Below are 16979 nucleotides of genomic sequence, written 5' to 3'. Positions count from 1 at the left end.
CTGATGTGACCAGTGTTCCGGGCTTCTAGGACAGATTCGGTCCTAGACATGGATTTACGATGGCGGTGTGATCTCGTCCAGCGCACGACTACTGCAACTGCTGGGGCTGCTGCAGATCCGCCGTGAGTGGACCGGTGCGGCGCTTGCCGCGCGTCTCGGCGTCACCGACCGTACGGTGCGCCGCGACATCGACAAGCTTCGCGAGTTGGGCTATCCGATCCGGGCAGCGGCCGGGGTGGCAGGCGGGTACCAGCTGGGTGCGGGTGGCCGTCTGCCCCCGCTGCTGCTCGAGGATGATGAGGCGCTCGCGGTCGCGTTGGGCTTGTCCGCTGTGGCGGCGAGCCCGGTTTCGGGAGTGTCGGAGAGCTCGGTGCGAGCGTTGGCGAAGTTGGAGCAGGTGCTGCCCGCGCGCCTACGCACCCGTTTCGCATCGCTGAAGTCCTCCGTCACCCGACTCGGTGCGGCGGCTGACGCGGTCGATCCGTCCTTCCTGACCGAGATCTCGGCGGCCATCGGTGCGCGCCGGCAGTTGTCCTTCGAGTACGAGCGCGCCGACGGTGCACGGACCCGGCGCGTGGTGGAGCCCTACCATCTGGTGGATGCCGGGCAGCGCTGGTATCTGGTGGCCTGGGACTGTACCCGCGAGGACTGGCGAACCTTCCGCATCGACCGGGTCCGCTCCTTACCGTCCGAGCGTGGGAAGTTCGTGCCACGAACGCTCCCGGCAGCCGATGCCGCAGCGTACGTGCAGGAAGCGATCACCCGGTCGCCCTATCGGTTCGACATCACCGTGCGGCTGCGCGGCACGCCGGCCGAGCTCGCCGGCCGGGTGGCACCGACCGCCGGTCAACTCGAGGACGATCCGGCACCGCCGAACGGTGAACAGGGGAGGTGGAGCATCCTGCGAGCGGGGTGGGACGATGCGGACGCGTTTCTCGGCTATCTGCTCGAGTTGGACACCGAGTTCCACATCCTCGGCCCACCTGAGTTCGTCGCCTCCTGCCGGGTGATCGCCGGCCGGCTGGCGACGGCAGTGGGCGCGGACACTGGCGGGGCGGCGTCGGAGGTGGTGCGGTAGTGCTCAGCGCCGGATCTCGAAGGAGGTGTGGCCGGCCGGCTGCTCGTCCTGGACCGACCGTTCCGTGACCACTGCGCCCCCGGGCCCGGTTTCGAGCCAGTCCAGCATTCCCCCGACGGCGTCCGGTGGGCCTTCCACCCAGGCTTCGACCCGGCCGTCGCCCAGGTTTCGCACCCAGCCTGCTACCCCGAGCCTCTCGGCGCGTCGGCGGGAGTGGGCCCGGAAGGCCACGCCCTGCACGCGGCCGGAGACCAGAACATGTCGTGCGATGCGCTCAGCCATGGTTCCATGATGGACTAGGGCCGTGTGACCTCGCCCACGTGCGCGAGTTTGGGTGCGAGCACCGAGTTCCGGTACAGTTTCACGTCGGTACGGCGTTCGCGCTACGGGTCCTCAGAGTATGTGTGAGAACACTCGGAATGTGAAGGCCTTGACACCATGGGGTATGGTGTAATCGGCAGCACGACTGTTTCTGGTACAGTTAGTCTAGGTTCGAGTCCTGGTACCCCAGCGGAGAATCGTCCCGGGTCACTCCCCGGAGTCCGGTACGATTCTCTTTGTTTGCTCGGCCCCGTCGTCTAGTGGCCTAGGACGCCGCCCTCTCAAGGCGGTAGCGCCGGTTCGAATCCGGTCGGGGCTACAACATGAAGGCCCCCGCTCATCGAGCGGGGGCCTTCTGCGTGCGCTCGGCAGGGGGTGTGGCTGAGGCCAGCCCTCAGAAGGCGGCGTGCCGGACCCGGGAGCGTTCTTCGGTGGCCACCAGCACATCCAGCACCGTGCGCTCCATCTCGAGCCGACGCCCGGCCGCCTCCGGGTCGTGCCAGAGGTTGATCTGCTCATGTGGATCGGCCGCCAGGTCGTATAGTTCGCCGTCGCGCGAGCGGGTAGTCGCCGGTGGCCCGTGATGGACGACAATCTTCCAGCTGCCCTGGCGCACCATGGTCGTGTGCACGGGCGGGTCGTAGGGCCAGCAGCTGTTCCGGTACTCCGAGAGCACCCAGTCCCGGTCCTCCCATGTCGAGCCGCCTTGCCCGTCATTCCACAGCGGGGCCAGGTCGCGTCCCTGCTGTCGCGGCAGTGGATCCACGCCGGCGCTGGCGAGCACTGTGGGCGCCAGGTCGATCCACTCCACCAGCTCCTCGCGCACGGTCCCTTCCGGGATCTGCCCCGGCCAGCGCACCAGCAGCGGCACCTTGACGGAGCAGTCGAACATCATCGGGCCCTTGAGTAGCATCTGATGATCGCCGAGCATCTCCCCGTGGTCGCTGGTGAACATGACGATCGTGTCCTCCGCCAGGCCCTCGGCGTCGAGAGCGTCGAGGATCCGGCCGACCTCGTCGTCGATCAGGGTGACCATCGCGTAGTAGTGGGCGATGATGTCCTGGATCTCCTCCTCGGTACATTCGGCGAAGCCGGTGTCGTGCCCGGCATAGGACCGCTGCGAGGCTTCGGTGTAGATGTCCGGTTTGGTGCTCAGGTCCGAGGTCACCGGCGCCGGCAGAGACTGCGCGTCATAGCTGGCCCGGTAGTCCGAGGGCGAGCCGAACCCGTGGTGCGGGTCGAAGAAGTTCACCACGAAGCAGAACGGCTTGTCCTTCTCCCGCCCGGTGGTGAGGTACTCGATCGTCTCCTCGCCGATCCACCGGCTGTAGTGCTGCTCGGTGGGCAGATTGTCGATGGCGGCCGCCCCGCCTCGGGCCATCGCCTCATCGAGCACCCCGGGGAAGTGCTCCTCCAGCCACAGGTGATAGTGGTTCGCCTCGCTGCGCACGTACGGATCGTGCGACCACCGGAACACCCGGAACCCGTCATCGATACGTGGCTCCACGCGCCCCCCGAACGCCGCACCGAGATGGAACTTGCCGACCAGTCCGCAGTCATAGCCGGCGTCGGTGAGGGCGCGGGTGAAGAGCTGCTCACCCGGATCGATATCCACGCCATTCGCCCACAACCCGTGGTTGTGCACGTACCTACTGGTCATCAGGCTGGCCCGGGACGGGGCACACACCGAGGACTGGGTGTAGCAGTTGGTGAAGCGTGCTCCCTGGGCGGCGAGCCGGTCCAGGTTCGGGGTGCGGATGTGGGTGTTCCCGGCGGCGCCGAGGGCGTCCCAGCGCTGCTGGTCGGTGCTGATGAACAGGATGTTCGGGCGGGTCATGGTTCTCCGGTCGGTGTGACGTAGACGGTCGGACTCAGCAAGGACGGGGGAGGATCAGCTCTTCACGGCACCGGCGATCCCTTCCACGAAGTGCCGCTGCAGGAGCACGAACAGCGCGAGGATCGGCAGCAGCGACAGCGAGGCGGCGGCCGCCAAGCCGGACCAGTCGGTGGAGTTGGTGCCCTCGAACGCGAGCATCCCGACGGCGAGCGTGCGGTTGTCCGGCACGCTGAAGGTGAACACCAACGGGAGGAAGAAGTTGTTCCAGGTGGCCAGGAACGTCAGTACCACCACGGTGGCTGTGATCGGACCGGAGAGCGGCAGCATGATGCGGAAGAAGGTCCGTGCGAAGCCGGCGCCGTCCACGACGGCCGCCTCCTCCAGCTCCTTCGGGATCTGGGCGAAGAAGCCCGCGTAGAGCAGCACCGCCGCGACGTGACCCCCACCGGCGAGGGCGAGGATCAGCCCGAGGTGGGTGTTCAGCAGCCCGAGCACGTCGCTGAGTTCGACCACCGGCACGATGAACAGGCCGGTCGGGATGAACATCGTGGCGGCGAGCACGCCGATCAGCAGCCGCCGGCCGCGGAACCGGTACCGGGCGATCACGTACCCGGCTGCCGCGCAGCGCACCACCACGATGGCGACGGTCGCCACGGTGACGATCACCGTGTTGATCATGTAGCGCGAGAACCCGGCCTCGGACCATGCGCGCGAGTAGTTGTCCCAGTGCCACTGCTCCGGCAGGAGCGAGAGGCCGCCGGCGAAGATGCCGGTGGCGTCCTTGACCGACGCCGCGAAGATCCACAGCAGCGGGTAGATCCAGATGAGCGCCACGACGACGAGGATTGCCGTCTGCACCCAGCGCATGGTCTTGCGGGACACAGGCAGGCGACGGCGGTCCGTACCTTTCGCAGGTGAGGCTCGCTCCGCCGTCGGGCGGGAGAGTGTGGAAGTCATGCCGTGACCTCCTTCCGCCCGCGCACGAGGCGGGTGATCAGCAGCAGGGAGCCGACGACGATCACGGTGAGGACTCCGAAGAGCACACCGAGCGTGGCCGCGTACCCGAGGTTCGGGTTGGCCGAGGTGAAGGCCTGCTCGTAGATGTAGACCTCGGTGACGAGGGTGGAGAAGAACGGGCCGCCGCCGGTCATGGTGAGGACGAGGTCGAAGACCTGCATGGTCTCCACCACGGTGAGCAGGGTGATGATCACGGCGAAGGGGGTCAGCATCGGCAGGGTGATGTGCCGGAACTTGTGCCAGGTGCCGGCACCGTCGATCTCCGCCGCTTCGTACAGATCCATCGGGACGGTCTGCAGGGCGGCCAGCCAGTAGATCATCGTGATGCCCATCCACTTCCAGATGTGGACGGCCATCACGCTGCCGAGGGCGGTGTCGGAGCTGCCGAGAAAGTCGACGGGTGGGAGGCCGAGCAGTTCTAGCAGTGTGTTGACCGGCCCGGCGGAGGGGTCGAGCACGAACCCCATCACGATCCCGACGATGGCGGTCGTGGCGACGACTGGCAGGAAGAAGGCCGTGCGCAGCAGGCGGGCGAGTGGCAGACGCGGGTTGTTCAGCATGATGGCCAGCACGAGTGCGATGGCCACCCGGATCGGGACGGTGACCGCGATGATCGCCATCGTGACGCCCACCGAGCGCCAGAAGAGCGGGTCGGCCAGGGCGCGTTCATAGTGGCTCAGGCCGATGAATGACCTGTCGGTGCCCAGACCCCGCCACTCGAGCATCGAGTAGAAGACGCTCGACAGGCTCGGCCAGAGCGTGTACAGCCCGAACAGGACGACCGTGGGGGCGACGAACAGGGCGATCCAGCCGCCGTGCCGGGCACGAGCCGACCGTGGCGGGGTGGGTGGTGGTGCAGATCTGGTGAGCGTGGTCGCCACGTCAGTACCGATCCGGCCCGTAGTCGGTGCCCAGTTCGTAGCCGCTGAACTCCCAGTCCGCGAGCGAGACCTCGAGGCCGTCACTGGTGACGGCGTCGATCGCCCGGTCGCGCTCGGCGCTGATCGCGTCGTTGAAGGTGGTCAGGGCCGCGGATGCGTCGTCGATGTTCCCGCCGAGGTAGCCCTGCACGATCTCGCCGAGGCTCGGCCGGATCTCCTCCATCTGTGCGATGACCTCCCCGACGGCGGGGTTGCGCACCAACGGGCTGGGGGCGAGCCGGCACCAGTCGGTGAAGATGTCGATGGCGCGGGTGTAGGTGGGATCGACGTCCGCGTCCGCAACGGCGGCGAGATCGACCGGCGGCTGGTCCATATTCGAGGCCAGCGCGGTGGAGAACTCCGGGCGGGTCAGGAGCGAGAACAGTGTGCCGACGCCGTCGACGTGGCCGGAGGTAGCGGACATCCAGAACTGGCCCGAGCTCGGTCCGCGGGCGGTGTAGCCGTTGCCGTCCGGGGAGGGCAGGTTGGTCACCGACACCTGGGGGAGGAAGTCGGGGAACTGACCGGAGAGCACACCGGGGTTCCAGGGCCCGTCGAAGAAGATCGCCGCGTCTCCTGCCGCCCAGCGGGCGCGGGCGTCCCGGGCGTCCAGCGAGGTGGAGGCGCCCAGCATGACGCCGTCCGCGATGAGGGAGGCGAGGAACTCCAGTGCTTCGATGAACTCCTCGGAGTTGAAGACGTAGTCCCCGGTGGCCGGGTCGGTGACATCGGGCGCGGAGACACCGGCGGTGTTGAACGCGAGCGGCCGCCCGGCCGCCTGAGCGAGATCGACGATCTGCTCCTCGAGACGGCCGGTGAACGCGAGATTGCCGACCCACGCCGGCATGTCCCCGTTCGCTGTGATGGCGCGAGCCAGCCGGCGGAACTCCTCCCAGGTGATGGTCATCGCCTCGGGGTCGCCACCGGCGCGCTCGACCTGGTCGAGGTCGAACCAGGTGAGGCTGGAGTGTTGCTGGTGAGAGAACAGCGGGATCGAGTAGACCGCGCCGTCAAAGGTGTGCATGCCCTCGAAGAGCAGGTCGGCGGCGGCGGATTGGGCCTGCGAGTCCAGGGTGACCGCGCCGACCAACTCGCGGGAGACGAGGGCGGGTGCGGGGATGTCGGTGAGGTTGCTGAACACGTCGGGCATCTGGTCGCTGCCGAGGGCCAGCTGCAGGGCCTGTCCCATCTCGTTCGGGTTGTAGACCGTGCGTTCCACCTCGCCACCACCGGCGGTGGCGAAGTCCTCGAACAGTCCGGTGAGGGCGGACTCGAGGGGTTCGAAGTGATCCCACCATTGCAAGGTGCCGGTGGGGGCGGCATCTGTGCCGGAGCCCGTGCCGGACGTGTCCGGGGAGTCAGAGGAGCGGCTGCACGCCGCCAGAGTCGCGGTGAGTGCCGCAGCTGAAGCGCCGAGCATCGTGCGTCGTGTGGGGTTCATGGAAGCTCCTTTGCGGTCCATCGTTGTACTTCCGGGACGATACACAGCCGCCTCAGGTGGGTCAATGGGATGCTGAGGGGCTACTTTGGCTCAGTACTCACGGATCTGCGCCCGTACCGGAGTGGCTCACCGAGGATGTTCCGCGCAAGTTGCGATGTCAGTGGCGTGACTCACTGGTAATGTGTCGCGGTGTTGGTTCAGTAATTGTTAGACGTTAGGAGTTCCGGTGTCGCGTCGACCTGCGCCGCCCCTGGTGTTGCGCCCGGGGGACCGGACACGGCTCGAGGAGCTGAGTACGGGCGATGACGTTCTGGCGCAGCGAGCCCGGATCGTGCTCCTGGCGGCACAGGGACGTGCGAACACGGCGATCGCGGCCCGCGCCGGGGTAAGCCGGCAGAGTGTGCTGACCTGGCGGGGGCGCTACGAGGCCGAGGGCGTGGACGGGCTGGTCGACCAGGCGCGGACCGGTCGTCCCGCGCGCACCGAACCGTGGGACATCGTCGCGGCCACCTGGGAAGAGGTGGTGGGTGAAGGGGTGCAGGGACGCTGGACCTCGCGCGCACTGGCCGATCGGCTCAGTGTGAGCGCAGCGACCGTCTCGCGCGCGTGGCGCACCCATCGAGTCCGGCCGCTACCGCGTGGGCGCTTCGAGCTGCGCACCAGCCCTGCCATGGAGGTGGGGCCGGTCGAGGTGGTGGGTATCGCCGTCGGAGGCGGTGAAGGCGTCATGGCGCTGCGTCCCCGTGATGTCGAGGAGCTTGCCGCTGGCGATGGGGTCGTCGACGATCAGTCCGACAGCGTTCGAGAGACGGTGCTCGATCTGCGCGACCGGCTCGGTGCCGCGATGGAGGTTCACGTGGGGCCGGGTGTCCTCGATCGGTTTGCCACCGCGCACGGTGATCTCCTGCTCGTGGCCACTCCGGGGGTTCTCGCGCCCCAGGCGCACCGGGCGGCTGACGGCGAGGAATGGATGGCCGTCGCCACGGTCCTGCTTGGCCGCCACGCCCACGACGGCGGAGATCTGCCAGCCGTCGACGGGCTTGGTTCCTTCGTCTGGACGGTGCGGGAGAATAGTCAGGGAACTTATGACTCGCTGCATGAGTCCGGGCCGGCATCTGGGCCGAGTTCCGGTGCGAATCAGGTGACGATGCGTGAGGTCGCTGCCCACGCCGGCGTGTCGATTAAGACCGTCTCGAACGTGCTCACCGGTGCTAAGCGGGTGGGGGAGCAGACGCGCTCGCGGGTGGAGCAGGCGATCGCGGCTCTCGGCTACCAGGTGAACACGGCCGCCCGGCACCTGCGCACCGGGCGCCGCGGGTCCGTCGTGCTTGCGGTGCCGGAACTGCGGGTGAGCTACTACGTGGAGCTTGCGGAGGAGCTCATCGATGCTGCGGCTGAGCGGGGCGTCAGCATCCTGGTCCAGACCACCCGGGGGCGCCGGGACCGGGAGGTGGAGATCGCGGCCGCCGCGCGCGGGCTGGCCGACGGGGTGATCATCGCCGCCCAGGGCATGACCCGTGCCGACCTGCAGGACGTGCGCGCCGGCGGCCCGCTGGTGTTGATCGGGGAGTACGTGGACGGTGCGACGGTCGACCACATCACCATCTCCAACGAGGAGGCCTCGCGCACCGCGATGGAGCACCTGCTGGCCTCCGGGCGGCGCCGGGTGGCGCTGCTGGGTGTGGGCACCTCGCATGTGTCCGACGCGCGTGTGCGTGGCTGCCGGGCCGCGGCCGACGCGGCCGGTGTGCCGATCGAGCCGGAACTGTTGATCCCGAGCCGCATCTGGCATCGGGACGCGGCTGAGGAGGCGGTATCGGAGCTGATCGAGCGCGGTGGCGAGTTCGACGGACTGGTGTGTTTCAACGACGATCTCGCGGTCGGGGCGGTGCGCGCCCTGCATACCCACGGGGTGCGGATCCCGGACGATGTAGCGGTGGTGGGCTTCGACAACACCAAGGAAGCGGCCTACAGCACCCCGAGCATCACCTCGATCGCGCCGGATATGGCGCACATCGCGCGGCGGGCGCTGGAGCAGATCGAGTCCCGGCAGCAGGGGCAGCTGGGCGGGCCGGTGCAGATGACTGCGCCGTACACGCTCGCGATCCGGGAGTCCGCGCCGTGATGGGCGGTGCGGCTACTGGGGTGAGTCCCGCTCCGGCTCGGCGGCCGTACGTAGGGAGCTGAGCAGGCGGGGAAGGTCGCTCGTCAAGGTTTCCCACAGCACGGTGTCGTCCATCTGTCGATAGCCCGCATGCGCGGCGATGTTGCGCATGGTGGCGATTGCGCGCCGTTGCGATGTCGGGACACTTCGATGGAACGGAACGAACGAGTCCTCTTCGAAAAGTGCCGCGGTCCGGATGATCGCCATGTTCGCGGCGTAGTACTCGTGGCTGCGCCGGGTGATCCCGCCCGCGCCGGGCGGGGTCGCCAGAGCGAGCGCATGGGTGATCTCCTCGACTGCGTCGAGGAAATTCTGCCGTGCGCTGGGTGTCGGTGCTGGATGTACGGCGTCTGGTTCGGCATCGGTGACCGGATCAACACGAGTGAACCGCTTGTTGCGCTCTGACGTCACAGCGGAACCAGTTCGGTGTCTTCGAGGAAGCCTGGGCGCGCTTCCCGGTCGACGACCACGTCGACCGGGAAACCGGTGAGGTCCTCCACCTCGTTGATGAACGTCGCAATGTCGAAGTAGCTGCGACCCTCGTCGACGTCGACCAGCAGGTCGATATCGGAGGTGAACCGGTCCTCGCCACGCACCGTCGAGCCGAACACCCGGATGTTGTGGATGCCCTCGGACGCACCGAGACGGATGATCTCCTCGGCGTGCTCCTCCAGCGGGATCGATGGCCGGTATCGAGCCGCACGCAGCACGCGGGTCAGCATCTCCGCGGAGACCGCCCGGCTCCCGCTCTCCATCGCGGCGATGTGCGACTGGCGCAGATCTGCACGCCGGGCGAGTTCAGCCTGAGAGAGGCCGGCAGCCGTCCGGGCTGCGCGAATGAGTGCCGGAGCGCGCTCGACGGGGACCTCCTTCATGCCCACATGATACCGCGCGTGGTATGGGCGGGTCAGCGCGTCCGGCACACCTCCGCCACGAACCGCGCCGACCGTTCCTGCAGGCCGGCGATCCGGCTGGCGATCAGCCGGGCACGATCCTCAGGTGAGGATGCTTCGGTACGGGTGGGACGCCGTCGGACGTTCTTCGAGCAGGTGAAGTCGGTGCAGACCAGGGTGCCGATGGTGTCGCCGCGGCGCCCGGCCGCGCCTGCACGCGGTGCCACGTAGAGGCTGACATCGTCGACGGCCACGATGTCCTCGCACCAGGCGCACATGGCCTTGCGGTGCTTGCCGCCCTTCTCCGGGGCGCGCAGCAGGATGGCGATGGGCTCGCCATCGAGCTCGAGCACGACATAGGCATTCAGGGGCGCCTTCGGGTCGCGCCAGCCGAGGTACTCGAGCCGGTCCCAGTCGATGGTCGTGAGGTCGGGGAGTACGGCTCGGTTGGCTGCGCCGCGGGTGGCGTTGACGAAGGCGCGACGGATCTGCTTATCGGTGAGGGGGTTCATGAGGGGTCTTCTCCAGTCGGTGGGCATGGCTCAGCGCCGCGCCGTCACCGCCGGATCAAATCCTCAGCGGTGGGCGCGGGGGCAGGCCAGCCTGGAGCAGGCCCTGGCGGCCACCTCGGCTTCCCCTCGCATGCGCATCCTCTCGTGGTGCCACCCATGTGGTGGCCGTGCCAGCCTAACCGCCTGTGACCAGGGCGGACCAGGTGATTTCAGGCGGGTGGTAGTCCCGTCGGGAAGCCGTCGATGCTGGCGCGGTTCTTGGTCTGCTGGTACTCGACCAGTCCGTCCTCGCCCTTCTTCGCGGCCCAGGAGTCCATCAGCGGCCGTTCACCCTCGAACTCGTAGAACGGCACCCCGAACCCGCAGGAGGTCTGCACCAGGTCGATGTCGAGCACGAAGATATTCCGGGCTCCGCGCATCGGCGGGAAGAGCCCGTGGAGCTCGTCCCATTCCTCGTCCGGTTCGTGCACGGCGCGTGCGGTGCCGTACAGCCTCAGGATCATCGGCTGGCGTTCGAAGGAGCAGAACATCACCGTCATCCGCGGGGTGTCCAGCAGGTGCGCAGCGGTCTCGTTGCCGCTGCCGGTGCCGTTCAGCCACACCACCTGGGTCGGGGAGACGATCCGCAACGAGTCCAGGCCCTTGGGGGACACGTTGACCCTGCCCTCGCGGGCGGCGGTGCCGACGAAGTAGAGGTGTTGAGCCTCGATGAAGCGCTGGAGACGGTCGGTGATCTCGGGGTACTGGGTGGCCATGAAGACATTGTGGGCCATGGAACGGGCGCATATTTGTCGGGTGACTGGGTGACACGTACACTTAATCTACGTGACGTCGTCGACATCGAGGAGTCGAACTGTGAGCCGTCCGAACGTGCTCCTGATTACCAGCGATCAGCAACACTGGGACACGATCGGGGCGTTCAACTCCGAGATCCACACACCGAATCTGGATCGATTGGTTCGTGAGGGGACGGCGTTCTCGCGGGCGTACTGCCCGAACCCGACGTGCACGCCGACGCGGGCGTCCCTCATCACGGGCAAGTACCCCAGCGAACACGGGGCGTGGACGCTGGGCACGAGCCTGCCGGAGTCGGAGCCCACGCTCGGTGCTCACCTCAGCGAGCAGGGATACCGGACGGCGTTGGTCGGCAAAGCGCACTTCCAACCGTTGCGAAGCACCGAGGAGTATCCCTCTCAGGAGGCCTACCCGCTGCTGCAGGACCTCGACTACTGGCGGAACTTTCACGGCCCGTATTACGGCTTCGACCACATCGAGCTGGCTCGCAACCACACGGCTGAGGCGCACGTGGGTCAGCACTACGGGGTCTGGCTGACCGAGAAGTGCGGGGAGGACTGGAAGCAGTACTTCCGGGCGCCGACCGGGAGCATGCCCCACGAGGTCCAGCACACGTGGCCGATCCCCGAGGAACTGCACTACAACACCTGGATCGCCGAGCGTACGAATGCACTGTTGCAGGACTATCAGCGGGCCGGTGAGCCGTTCTTCCTGTGGTCGAGCTTCTTCGACCCGCACCCGCCGTATCTGGTGCCTGAGCCCTGGGACCAGATGTATGACCCGGAGGAGATCACCATCCCAGAAGGGATGGAGGGGGAGCACGAACGCAATGCTCCGCATTTCGGACTCGTGCAGACAGAGGAGCCGGACTTTAGCGAGTGGGAGGAGACTGGCCACCGGATCCACGGGTTCGAGTCCCACCTGCGGGACGAGGGTGAGCGACGCCGTCTGGTCGCGACCTACTACGGCATGGTCACCATGCTCGATGCCTACGTGGGCAAGATCCTGGACGAACTCGACCGGCTCGGCCTGGCAGAGAACACGATCGTGGTGTTCAGTACCGACCACGGGCACCTGTTCGGCCAGCATGGGCTGCAGGCGAAGGGACCGTTCCACTACGAGGACCTACTGCGCGTGCCGTTGCTGGCGCGCGGTCCGGGCATCGCATGCGGTCAGCAGACCTCCGCGCTGCAGTCCCTGGTCGACTTCGCCCCCACGGTGCTCGACATGATCGGTGAGGACGTGCCGGCCGAGATGACCGGCGTCAGCCAGAAGGCCGTCTGGTCGGGGGAGGTGGAGTCGGCACGTGAGCACGTGTTGTGCGAGTTCCATCATGAGCCGACCACAGTCAACCTGCGAACCTACATCGAAGACCGGTACAAGATCACGGTCTACCACGGCCGCGAGTACGGCGAATTGTTCGATCTTGAGCACGACCCTGGGGAGTTCCACAACCGGTGGGACGACCCGGACTACGCGGCTATCAAGTCCGATCTGCTGCTGCGGTTCGTGTGGGCCGAGATGGGGCGGGAGCCGATGCCCATGCCGAGGATCAGCGTGGCGTAGCGCGAGAGCGCATCAATCTGCGGACTGGTCGCGAGAAAGGATGGCGGCGCTCCTTCGGGAGCGCCGCCATCGCGACTTGGTGATGCTGCGGATTGTTAGGCAATCGCCGCACTCTGGCGAGGTCGATCGTCTCCCGTGGAAGCGCTGCTCCATCCGATGCCAGGTTCGTCTGGTGCAGCGACGGTCCCGTCGGCACGGATCTCAGATCCGGTCTGGATGGGGTTCCCCCAGACAAGTGCCTCGTAGTAGGTCGTGTTCGGGATCGCCATGCACAGGTGCTGATGAGCGATGCCCATGCCATGCACCTCTGCCTTGAGCAGGAACGATTCTGCGAGATGGGCGATCCGCATGGCCCCGGTGATCCCACCCTTGAATGTCGCGCTGGTGCGTACGTAGCTCGCACAGCCAGCGTGAATGAAATCCGCCATGTTCATGTGGGCGCCATCGCTGGTCTCTCCGACTAGTAGCGGAACGTCGACGGCTTCGGACAGCCAGCGATGTGCGGTGACGTTGAACTCTCGCATGGGCTCCTCGTACCAGAGGAAGCCCGCGTTGGAGAGCTCCTTGCCCAGGTAGACCGCGTCGGAGAGGCCAAACCCTGCGGATCCGTCGTACATGAGCTCGACATCGTCGCCCACGTGCTCGCGTAGGCGTCGACAGAGGTGCGCGTCTCTGCGCGCGTCGCCCCAGGCGTGCAGCTTGATCGCCTTGAAACCGCGCTCCAGGCACTGATCCGCGACATCGAGGTACTCCTCAACGGAGCTGTAGGTGATGGTACTGGCGTACGCGGGAATGCTCTCGCGGAAGGTCCCGAGAAGTCGATGAACTGGGAGATCGGCTGCTTTGCCGGCCAGATCCCAGAGGGCCAGATCGAGGAGTCCGAAGGCGTAGATCGGGATCTCCTCAACTCGGTCGAGCTCCCACACCCGGTGCCAGAGGTATTCACGGCTGAGAGCGTTGGCCCCGATGAGTTCCTCGCGTAAGCGTCGCTCCACGATGTCCTTCACGATCACGCCGCGGCGAGTGTGCGCCTCGCCCACAACGCCGTCTGCCGTCCAGACGCGTAGCACGCCACCGACCAGCTCGGGTTCTGAACCTGGAAGACCCGTTCTCCATTGGAACGGTGGTTCGGCGGCGAGGTCGACCAGATCGACCGTGATGTTCGTGATGCGCATCATCTCTGCGCTCCTCCTGGATGGCGAGCTCGATCGGAGTCGTTCGGCTATAGCGCTGTGGCGCTCAGCCACGCTTGACCAGAACTCAACCGATAGGACATACTAGCCAGGTTATCAGACAACCGGGCGAGCGGGTGAGGTGGCAATCTGGGTCCATCGGGGGGCGGTATGGATGCCGCCGCTACGGTGGGCAGGCAGGAGGGGGCATGGAAGTGATGGGTGGTGGAGCACCGATGGTGCGCGACGTTGAGGTCGAGTGGGTCCGGTACGGCGAAGACGAAGGCCGTGATCTCAACCTGCGCGTATATGTCGCGGAGGCTCTGCAGGCTCAACCGCGCGCTGTCGCAGTCTTCTATCACGGGGGCGGATGGCACGCGGGCAGGCGTGAGCAGTTCGCTACCCACGCAGAGCATCTCGCCCGGCTAGGCATGGTCGGAATCCTCGTTGAGTACCGCCGCCGTGGTCCCGTCCTTGCGACACGTGACGCGGTCGAATCGATGCAGTTCATCCACGGCCATCTCGATCGATGGAACGGGGATTCCGAGAGAATCGTGGCTATCGGCGGCTCAGCGGGTGGTCACCTAGCACTTGAGTCGAGGATGTTTGGATCGCGGCGAGAATGGGCGGGGCCAGATACGTTCATCCTTTTCAATCCAGTCACCAACACGTCAGAAAGTTTCCCTGGTGGATTCGGTTTTCACAAGTTCGTTGACGAGAGTGAGGCGCGCTCCCATTCCCCATATCACCAACTGTCTGACGGTGCGTCACTACGCGTACTTGTTATGCATGGAACGGCAGACGAGACGGTTCACCATGGTAACTCCGTTGAGTTCTGCGAAGCGATCGAGTATCAAGGGGGTGAGGCAACCGTTGTGCTTTACCCCGGGGCCTCCCACGGATTCTTCAACGAACGCTCCACAGGCAAGCAGTACCATTTGCGCACCTTGAGTCAAATGGAACACGCCTTGCGCTCATGGAAATTCATCAGCTGAATTGAACTGGAGGTCGAGTGTTGCGCGAAAATGATCGCCCCAACATTCTATTCTTGATGACAGACGAGCATCGGTTCGATCTAGCGGGCTTTGCCCACAACCCGATTGTCCGAACTCCTCACCTGGACGCACTTGCGCGTGACGCAGTGATCTTCGACTCTGCGTACACGCCGGCACCAATCTGTATCCCCGCTCGGCAAGCCATGATGGCTGGACAGTTGCCGCGAAACTGTGGCGTGGAGAGGTACGGGGAGGATCTCGAGCCCGGGTACGAGACGTTTGCTCGACGTTTCTCACGCTTCGGCTACCGTACTGTAGCCGCCGGGAAGTTGCACCATCTCGGGGTAGACCAAGCGCAAGGCTGGACGAACCTCGTGGGTATGGACAGCAACGTCGACCCGCGTCACATCCGCGATTCGGAGCTGTCGACCCGGACTCACCGATCGAAGCCGAGCAAGTGGTCGCAAGCCCAGGAAGTTCGGAGTGCACGTCCTGGGCGTTCCTCCTATTCCTGGAGGGACGAGTACTCGGTGCAAGGCGCAATCCAGTACCTGGACGAGCACTTCCTGGATGCAAGATACGGTCGCGCCACGCCGGACGTCCCGCTACTACTCAAAGTCAGCCTCGTCCAACCGCACTACCCGTACTTTGCGGATCCAGACCTTCTCAACTACTACATTCCGCGGGTGGAGACATATGGTGAGCAGGAACTGTTTGATCACCCAGTCCTAGGCGGTGATCGCCATGTTGTGCGGGAAGGAATCGAGGCGGACCGCGGTGAGATCGTGCGTGCCGTTGCCGCCTACTATTCGATGGTCGAATCGGCGGACCGACTGTTTGGATTAGTTCTCGACAAACTCGAAGAAGCTGGTCAAGATATCGACGAGTGGACCGTAGTCTTCACGAGTGATCATGGCGAGATGCTCGGGGAGCACGGCGTGTGGGAGAAGCAGCGCTTCTTCGAAGGTAGCGTGCGCGTCCCACTGTTCATCCGTTCGCCACGCCGGTTTCGCTCGAGGAGAGTTGCAGAGAACGTTAGCCTATGTGACCTATACGCGACGCTCGGTGAGTTGTCCGAGATTCCTGTGCCGGACGGACTAGATAGTCGAAGCATGGTACCGTTGATGGCTGGGAGGTCAGAAGATTGGGACAATGAGGTCGTTTCGCAATTCCGTGACAATCGGATCATGATTAAGCGTGACCACCTTAAGTATCAGCACTATGGTCATGAAGGTCCGGAAGTGCTGTTCGATCTTGAATCTGATCCAGGTGAGACGCGAAACTATTTGCAGGATGGCGAGTATGCGGGTGCGGTAGATAGATTCCGGGTGCGTCGTGCTGAGCTAGGCTTCGATTGAGATCTGGGACTGACCGTCCCCGACGCGGAGCCGCCGCCCTGGCGCGTGCGGAACGACGTCGCTGTCGTCGGTGCCGGCAGCATCCCCGAGGCACAGGTCACCCGTCCCACTCTCAGCACGATGGGTCCGGATGACGGTGCCGACTTCTCCGATGCGGCCGAGATGCTCTTCGACCGGATCCAGCACCCGCGCCACGGTGAATGGCGGGAGATCAGCCGGTCGTGGACCTTCACCGCACGCAGTTCGACCTGACCGAGTACCGCACGCGCCGTCGACCGTCACCCGGAAGGAAGCCCCTGTGCCTACTGCACTTACCCGCCCGAACGTCATCGTCGTCTTCACCGACCAGCAGCGCTGGGACACCACCGGAGCCGGCGGCAACCCGCTCGGTCTGACCCCGGAGTTCGACGCCATCGCCAGCAGCGGGACGTACCTGGCGCAGGCGTTCACCGCGAACCCGGTCTGTGCCCCCGCCCGGGCGGCCATTCAGACGGGACAGTACGGGACGGCGTCGGGGTGCTTCCGCAACCGCACCACGCTGGGGCAGGCGCGCACGCTTGCCCACTCGTTCGCCGAGGCCGGCTACGCCACCGGCTATATCGGCAAGTGGCATCTGGCCGATACCGAGCCGGTGCCGCCGGAGCAGCGTGGGGGCTATGATTCCTGGCTCGGGGCGAACGTGCTGGAGTTCACCTCCGATGCGTACCGGACTGTGATGTTCGACGACGACGGTGAGCCGGTGATGTTGCCCGGCTACCGATCGGACGCGATCTTTGACGCTGCGATCAGGTTCGTGGCCGATCACAGCACCCCACCGGCCGGCGCAGCACCCGCCGCGCAGGAGCGGCCGTTCTTCCTGTTCTGCTCCCTGATCGAGCCGCACCACCAGAACGAGGTGGACACCTACCCG

Annotated in this window: 17 protein-coding genes and 2 tRNA genes; 9 read left to right on the top strand and 10 right to left on the bottom strand. The window is 65.9% G+C overall.

The genetic code is table 11. The features are described 5' to 3' along the window. Positions 1 to 67: 67 nt before the first annotated feature. The gene (locus tag FV560_RS18390; protein ID WP_159623136.1) at positions 68 to 1078 is read left to right on the top strand and encodes a helix-turn-helix transcriptional regulator; all 1011 of its coding nucleotides are present in this window, start codon (positions 68 to 70) and stop codon (positions 1076 to 1078) included. A 3-nt stretch (positions 1079 to 1081) separates the two neighbouring features. Here FV560_RS18390 and FV560_RS18385 read toward each other — a convergent pair whose 3' ends face one another. Continuing rightward, positions 1082 to 1360, bottom strand: a complete 279-nt coding sequence (locus tag FV560_RS18385) for an acylphosphatase (RefSeq protein ID WP_159623134.1) — start codon at positions 1358 to 1360, stop codon at positions 1082 to 1084. A 157-nt stretch (positions 1361 to 1517) separates the two neighbouring features. On the opposite strand from FV560_RS18385, the gene FV560_RS18380 reads away from it, so the two are divergent. Continuing rightward, positions 1518 to 1589, top strand: a tRNA-Gln gene (locus FV560_RS18380). Positions 1590 to 1645: 56 nt separating this feature from the next. Next, a tRNA-Glu gene (locus FV560_RS18375) sits at positions 1646 to 1718 on the top strand. A 75-nt stretch (positions 1719 to 1793) separates the two neighbouring features. On the opposite strand, the gene FV560_RS18370 is transcribed toward FV560_RS18375, so the two are convergent. Genes FV560_RS18370 through FV560_RS18355 form a run of 4 tightly spaced genes read right to left on the bottom strand, consistent with a single transcriptional unit; the run spans position 1794 to position 6614 of the window. Next, on the bottom strand, positions 1794 to 3236 hold the full coding sequence (locus FV560_RS18370; RefSeq protein WP_159623132.1) for a sulfatase-like hydrolase/transferase: 1443 nt from the start codon (positions 3234 to 3236) through the stop codon (positions 1794 to 1796). Between the two features lie 54 nt (positions 3237 to 3290). Then, entirely contained in the window at positions 3291 to 4193 is a 903-nt protein-coding gene (locus FV560_RS18365) for a carbohydrate ABC transporter permease (RefSeq protein ID WP_159623130.1), read from the bottom strand. Beyond that, complete coding sequence (locus tag FV560_RS18360; protein ID WP_235020215.1) at positions 4190 to 5134, bottom strand: carbohydrate ABC transporter permease; 945 nt, start codon at positions 5132 to 5134, stop codon at positions 4190 to 4192. The genes FV560_RS18365 and FV560_RS18360 overlap by 4 nt, the downstream gene beginning before the upstream one ends. 1 nt (position 5135) lies before the next feature. Next, positions 5136 to 6614, bottom strand: a complete 1479-nt coding sequence (locus FV560_RS18355; RefSeq protein WP_159623128.1) for an ABC transporter substrate-binding protein — start codon at positions 6612 to 6614, stop codon at positions 5136 to 5138. Between the two features lie 226 nt (positions 6615 to 6840). Between FV560_RS18355 and FV560_RS18350 the strand changes: the two genes are divergently transcribed. After that, a complete protein-coding gene (locus tag FV560_RS18350; protein ID WP_159623126.1) occupies positions 6841 to 8739 on the top strand; it encodes a substrate-binding domain-containing protein in 1899 nt (632 codons plus the stop codon). Positions 8740 to 8751: 12 nt separating this feature from the next. Here FV560_RS18350 and FV560_RS18345 read toward each other — a convergent pair whose 3' ends face one another. From FV560_RS18345 to FV560_RS18330, 4 genes are all read right to left on the bottom strand, one after another. After that, complete coding sequence (locus FV560_RS18345) at positions 8752 to 9189, bottom strand: HepT-like ribonuclease domain-containing protein (protein WP_159623124.1); 438 nt, start codon at positions 9187 to 9189, stop codon at positions 8752 to 8754. Next, positions 9186 to 9653, bottom strand: a complete 468-nt coding sequence (locus FV560_RS18340) for an XRE family transcriptional regulator (protein ID WP_159623122.1) — start codon at positions 9651 to 9653, stop codon at positions 9186 to 9188. Before FV560_RS18340 ends, FV560_RS18345 begins: the two co-directional genes overlap by 4 nt. A gap of 32 nt (positions 9654 to 9685) precedes the next feature. After that, positions 9686 to 10183 carry an FBP domain-containing protein gene (locus FV560_RS18335; RefSeq protein ID WP_159623120.1) on the bottom strand — a complete coding sequence of 166 codons (498 nt, stop codon included), beginning with the start codon at positions 10181 to 10183 and terminating at the stop codon, positions 9686 to 9688. Between the two features lie 209 nt (positions 10184 to 10392). Continuing rightward, entirely contained in the window at positions 10393 to 10938 is a 546-nt protein-coding gene (locus FV560_RS18330; RefSeq protein ID WP_159623118.1) for a pyridoxamine 5'-phosphate oxidase family protein, read from the bottom strand. Between the two features lie 100 nt (positions 10939 to 11038). Between FV560_RS18330 and FV560_RS18325 the strand changes: the two genes are divergently transcribed. After that, positions 11039 to 12544 (top strand): sulfatase family protein, encoded by a 1506-nt coding sequence (locus FV560_RS18325; RefSeq protein WP_159623116.1) that lies wholly within the window; start codon positions 11039 to 11041, stop codon positions 12542 to 12544. A gap of 95 nt (positions 12545 to 12639) precedes the next feature. Here FV560_RS18325 and FV560_RS18320 read toward each other — a convergent pair whose 3' ends face one another. Then, entirely contained in the window at positions 12640 to 13722 is a 1083-nt protein-coding gene (locus FV560_RS18320; protein WP_200837797.1) for an enolase C-terminal domain-like protein, read from the bottom strand. A gap of 203 nt (positions 13723 to 13925) precedes the next feature. Between FV560_RS18320 and FV560_RS18315 the strand changes: the two genes are divergently transcribed. The 4 genes from FV560_RS18315 to FV560_RS18305 form a co-directional block, all read left to right on the top strand. Beyond that, the gene (locus FV560_RS18315; protein ID WP_159623114.1) at positions 13926 to 14711 is read left to right on the top strand and encodes an alpha/beta hydrolase; all 786 of its coding nucleotides are present in this window, start codon (positions 13926 to 13928) and stop codon (positions 14709 to 14711) included. A 17-nt stretch (positions 14712 to 14728) separates the two neighbouring features. Continuing rightward, positions 14729 to 16069: a sulfatase-like hydrolase/transferase gene (locus tag FV560_RS18310; RefSeq protein ID WP_275401922.1), complete on the top strand. Its 1341-nt coding sequence runs from the start codon at positions 14729 to 14731 to the stop codon at positions 16067 to 16069. 45 nt (positions 16070 to 16114) lie between these two features. After that, positions 16115 to 16321: a hypothetical protein gene (locus FV560_RS20185; RefSeq protein WP_200837795.1), complete on the top strand. Its 207-nt coding sequence runs from the start codon at positions 16115 to 16117 to the stop codon at positions 16319 to 16321. Between the two features lie 46 nt (positions 16322 to 16367). Next, a partial coding sequence (locus tag FV560_RS18305) for a sulfatase-like hydrolase/transferase (protein ID WP_200837794.1) occupies positions 16368 to 16979 on the top strand: 612 nt, incomplete at its 3' end.

Source organism: Ruania rhizosphaerae (genome assembly GCF_009805705.1).
GTDB classification, from domain to species: Bacteria; Actinomycetota; Actinomycetes; order Actinomycetales; family Beutenbergiaceae; genus Ruania; species Ruania rhizosphaerae.
This window is presented reverse-complemented; position numbering and strand designations above follow the sequence as displayed.

Excerpts from the sequence above, each read along its gene's own strand:
- FV560_RS18385 (WP_159623134.1), bottom strand. The coding sequence starts at position 1,360 with ATGGCTGAGCGCATCGCACGACATGTTCTGGTCTCCGGCCGCGTGCAG.
- FV560_RS18370 (WP_159623132.1), bottom strand. The coding sequence starts at position 3,236 with ATGACCCGCCCGAACATCCTGTTCATCAGCACCGACCAGCAGCGCTGG.
- FV560_RS18365 (WP_159623130.1), bottom strand. The coding sequence starts at position 4,193 with ATGACTTCCACACTCTCCCGCCCGACGGCGGAGCGAGCCTCACCTGCG.
- FV560_RS18355 (WP_159623128.1), bottom strand. The coding sequence starts at position 6,614 with ATGAACCCCACACGACGCACGATGCTCGGCGCTTCAGCTGCGGCACTC.
- FV560_RS18340 (WP_159623122.1), bottom strand. The coding sequence starts at position 9,653 with ATGAAGGAGGTCCCCGTCGAGCGCGCTCCGGCACTCATTCGCGCAGCC.
- FV560_RS18335 (WP_159623120.1), bottom strand. The coding sequence starts at position 10,183 with ATGAACCCCCTCACCGATAAGCAGATCCGTCGCGCCTTCGTCAACGCC.
- FV560_RS18330 (WP_159623118.1), bottom strand. The coding sequence starts at position 10,938 with ATGGCCACCCAGTACCCCGAGATCACCGACCGTCTCCAGCGCTTCATC.
- FV560_RS18320 (WP_200837797.1), bottom strand. The coding sequence starts at position 13,722 with ATGATGCGCATCACGAACATCACGGTCGATCTGGTCGACCTCGCCGCC.
- FV560_RS18315 (WP_159623114.1), top strand. The coding sequence starts at position 13,926 with ATGGAAGTGATGGGTGGTGGAGCACCGATGGTGCGCGACGTTGAGGTC.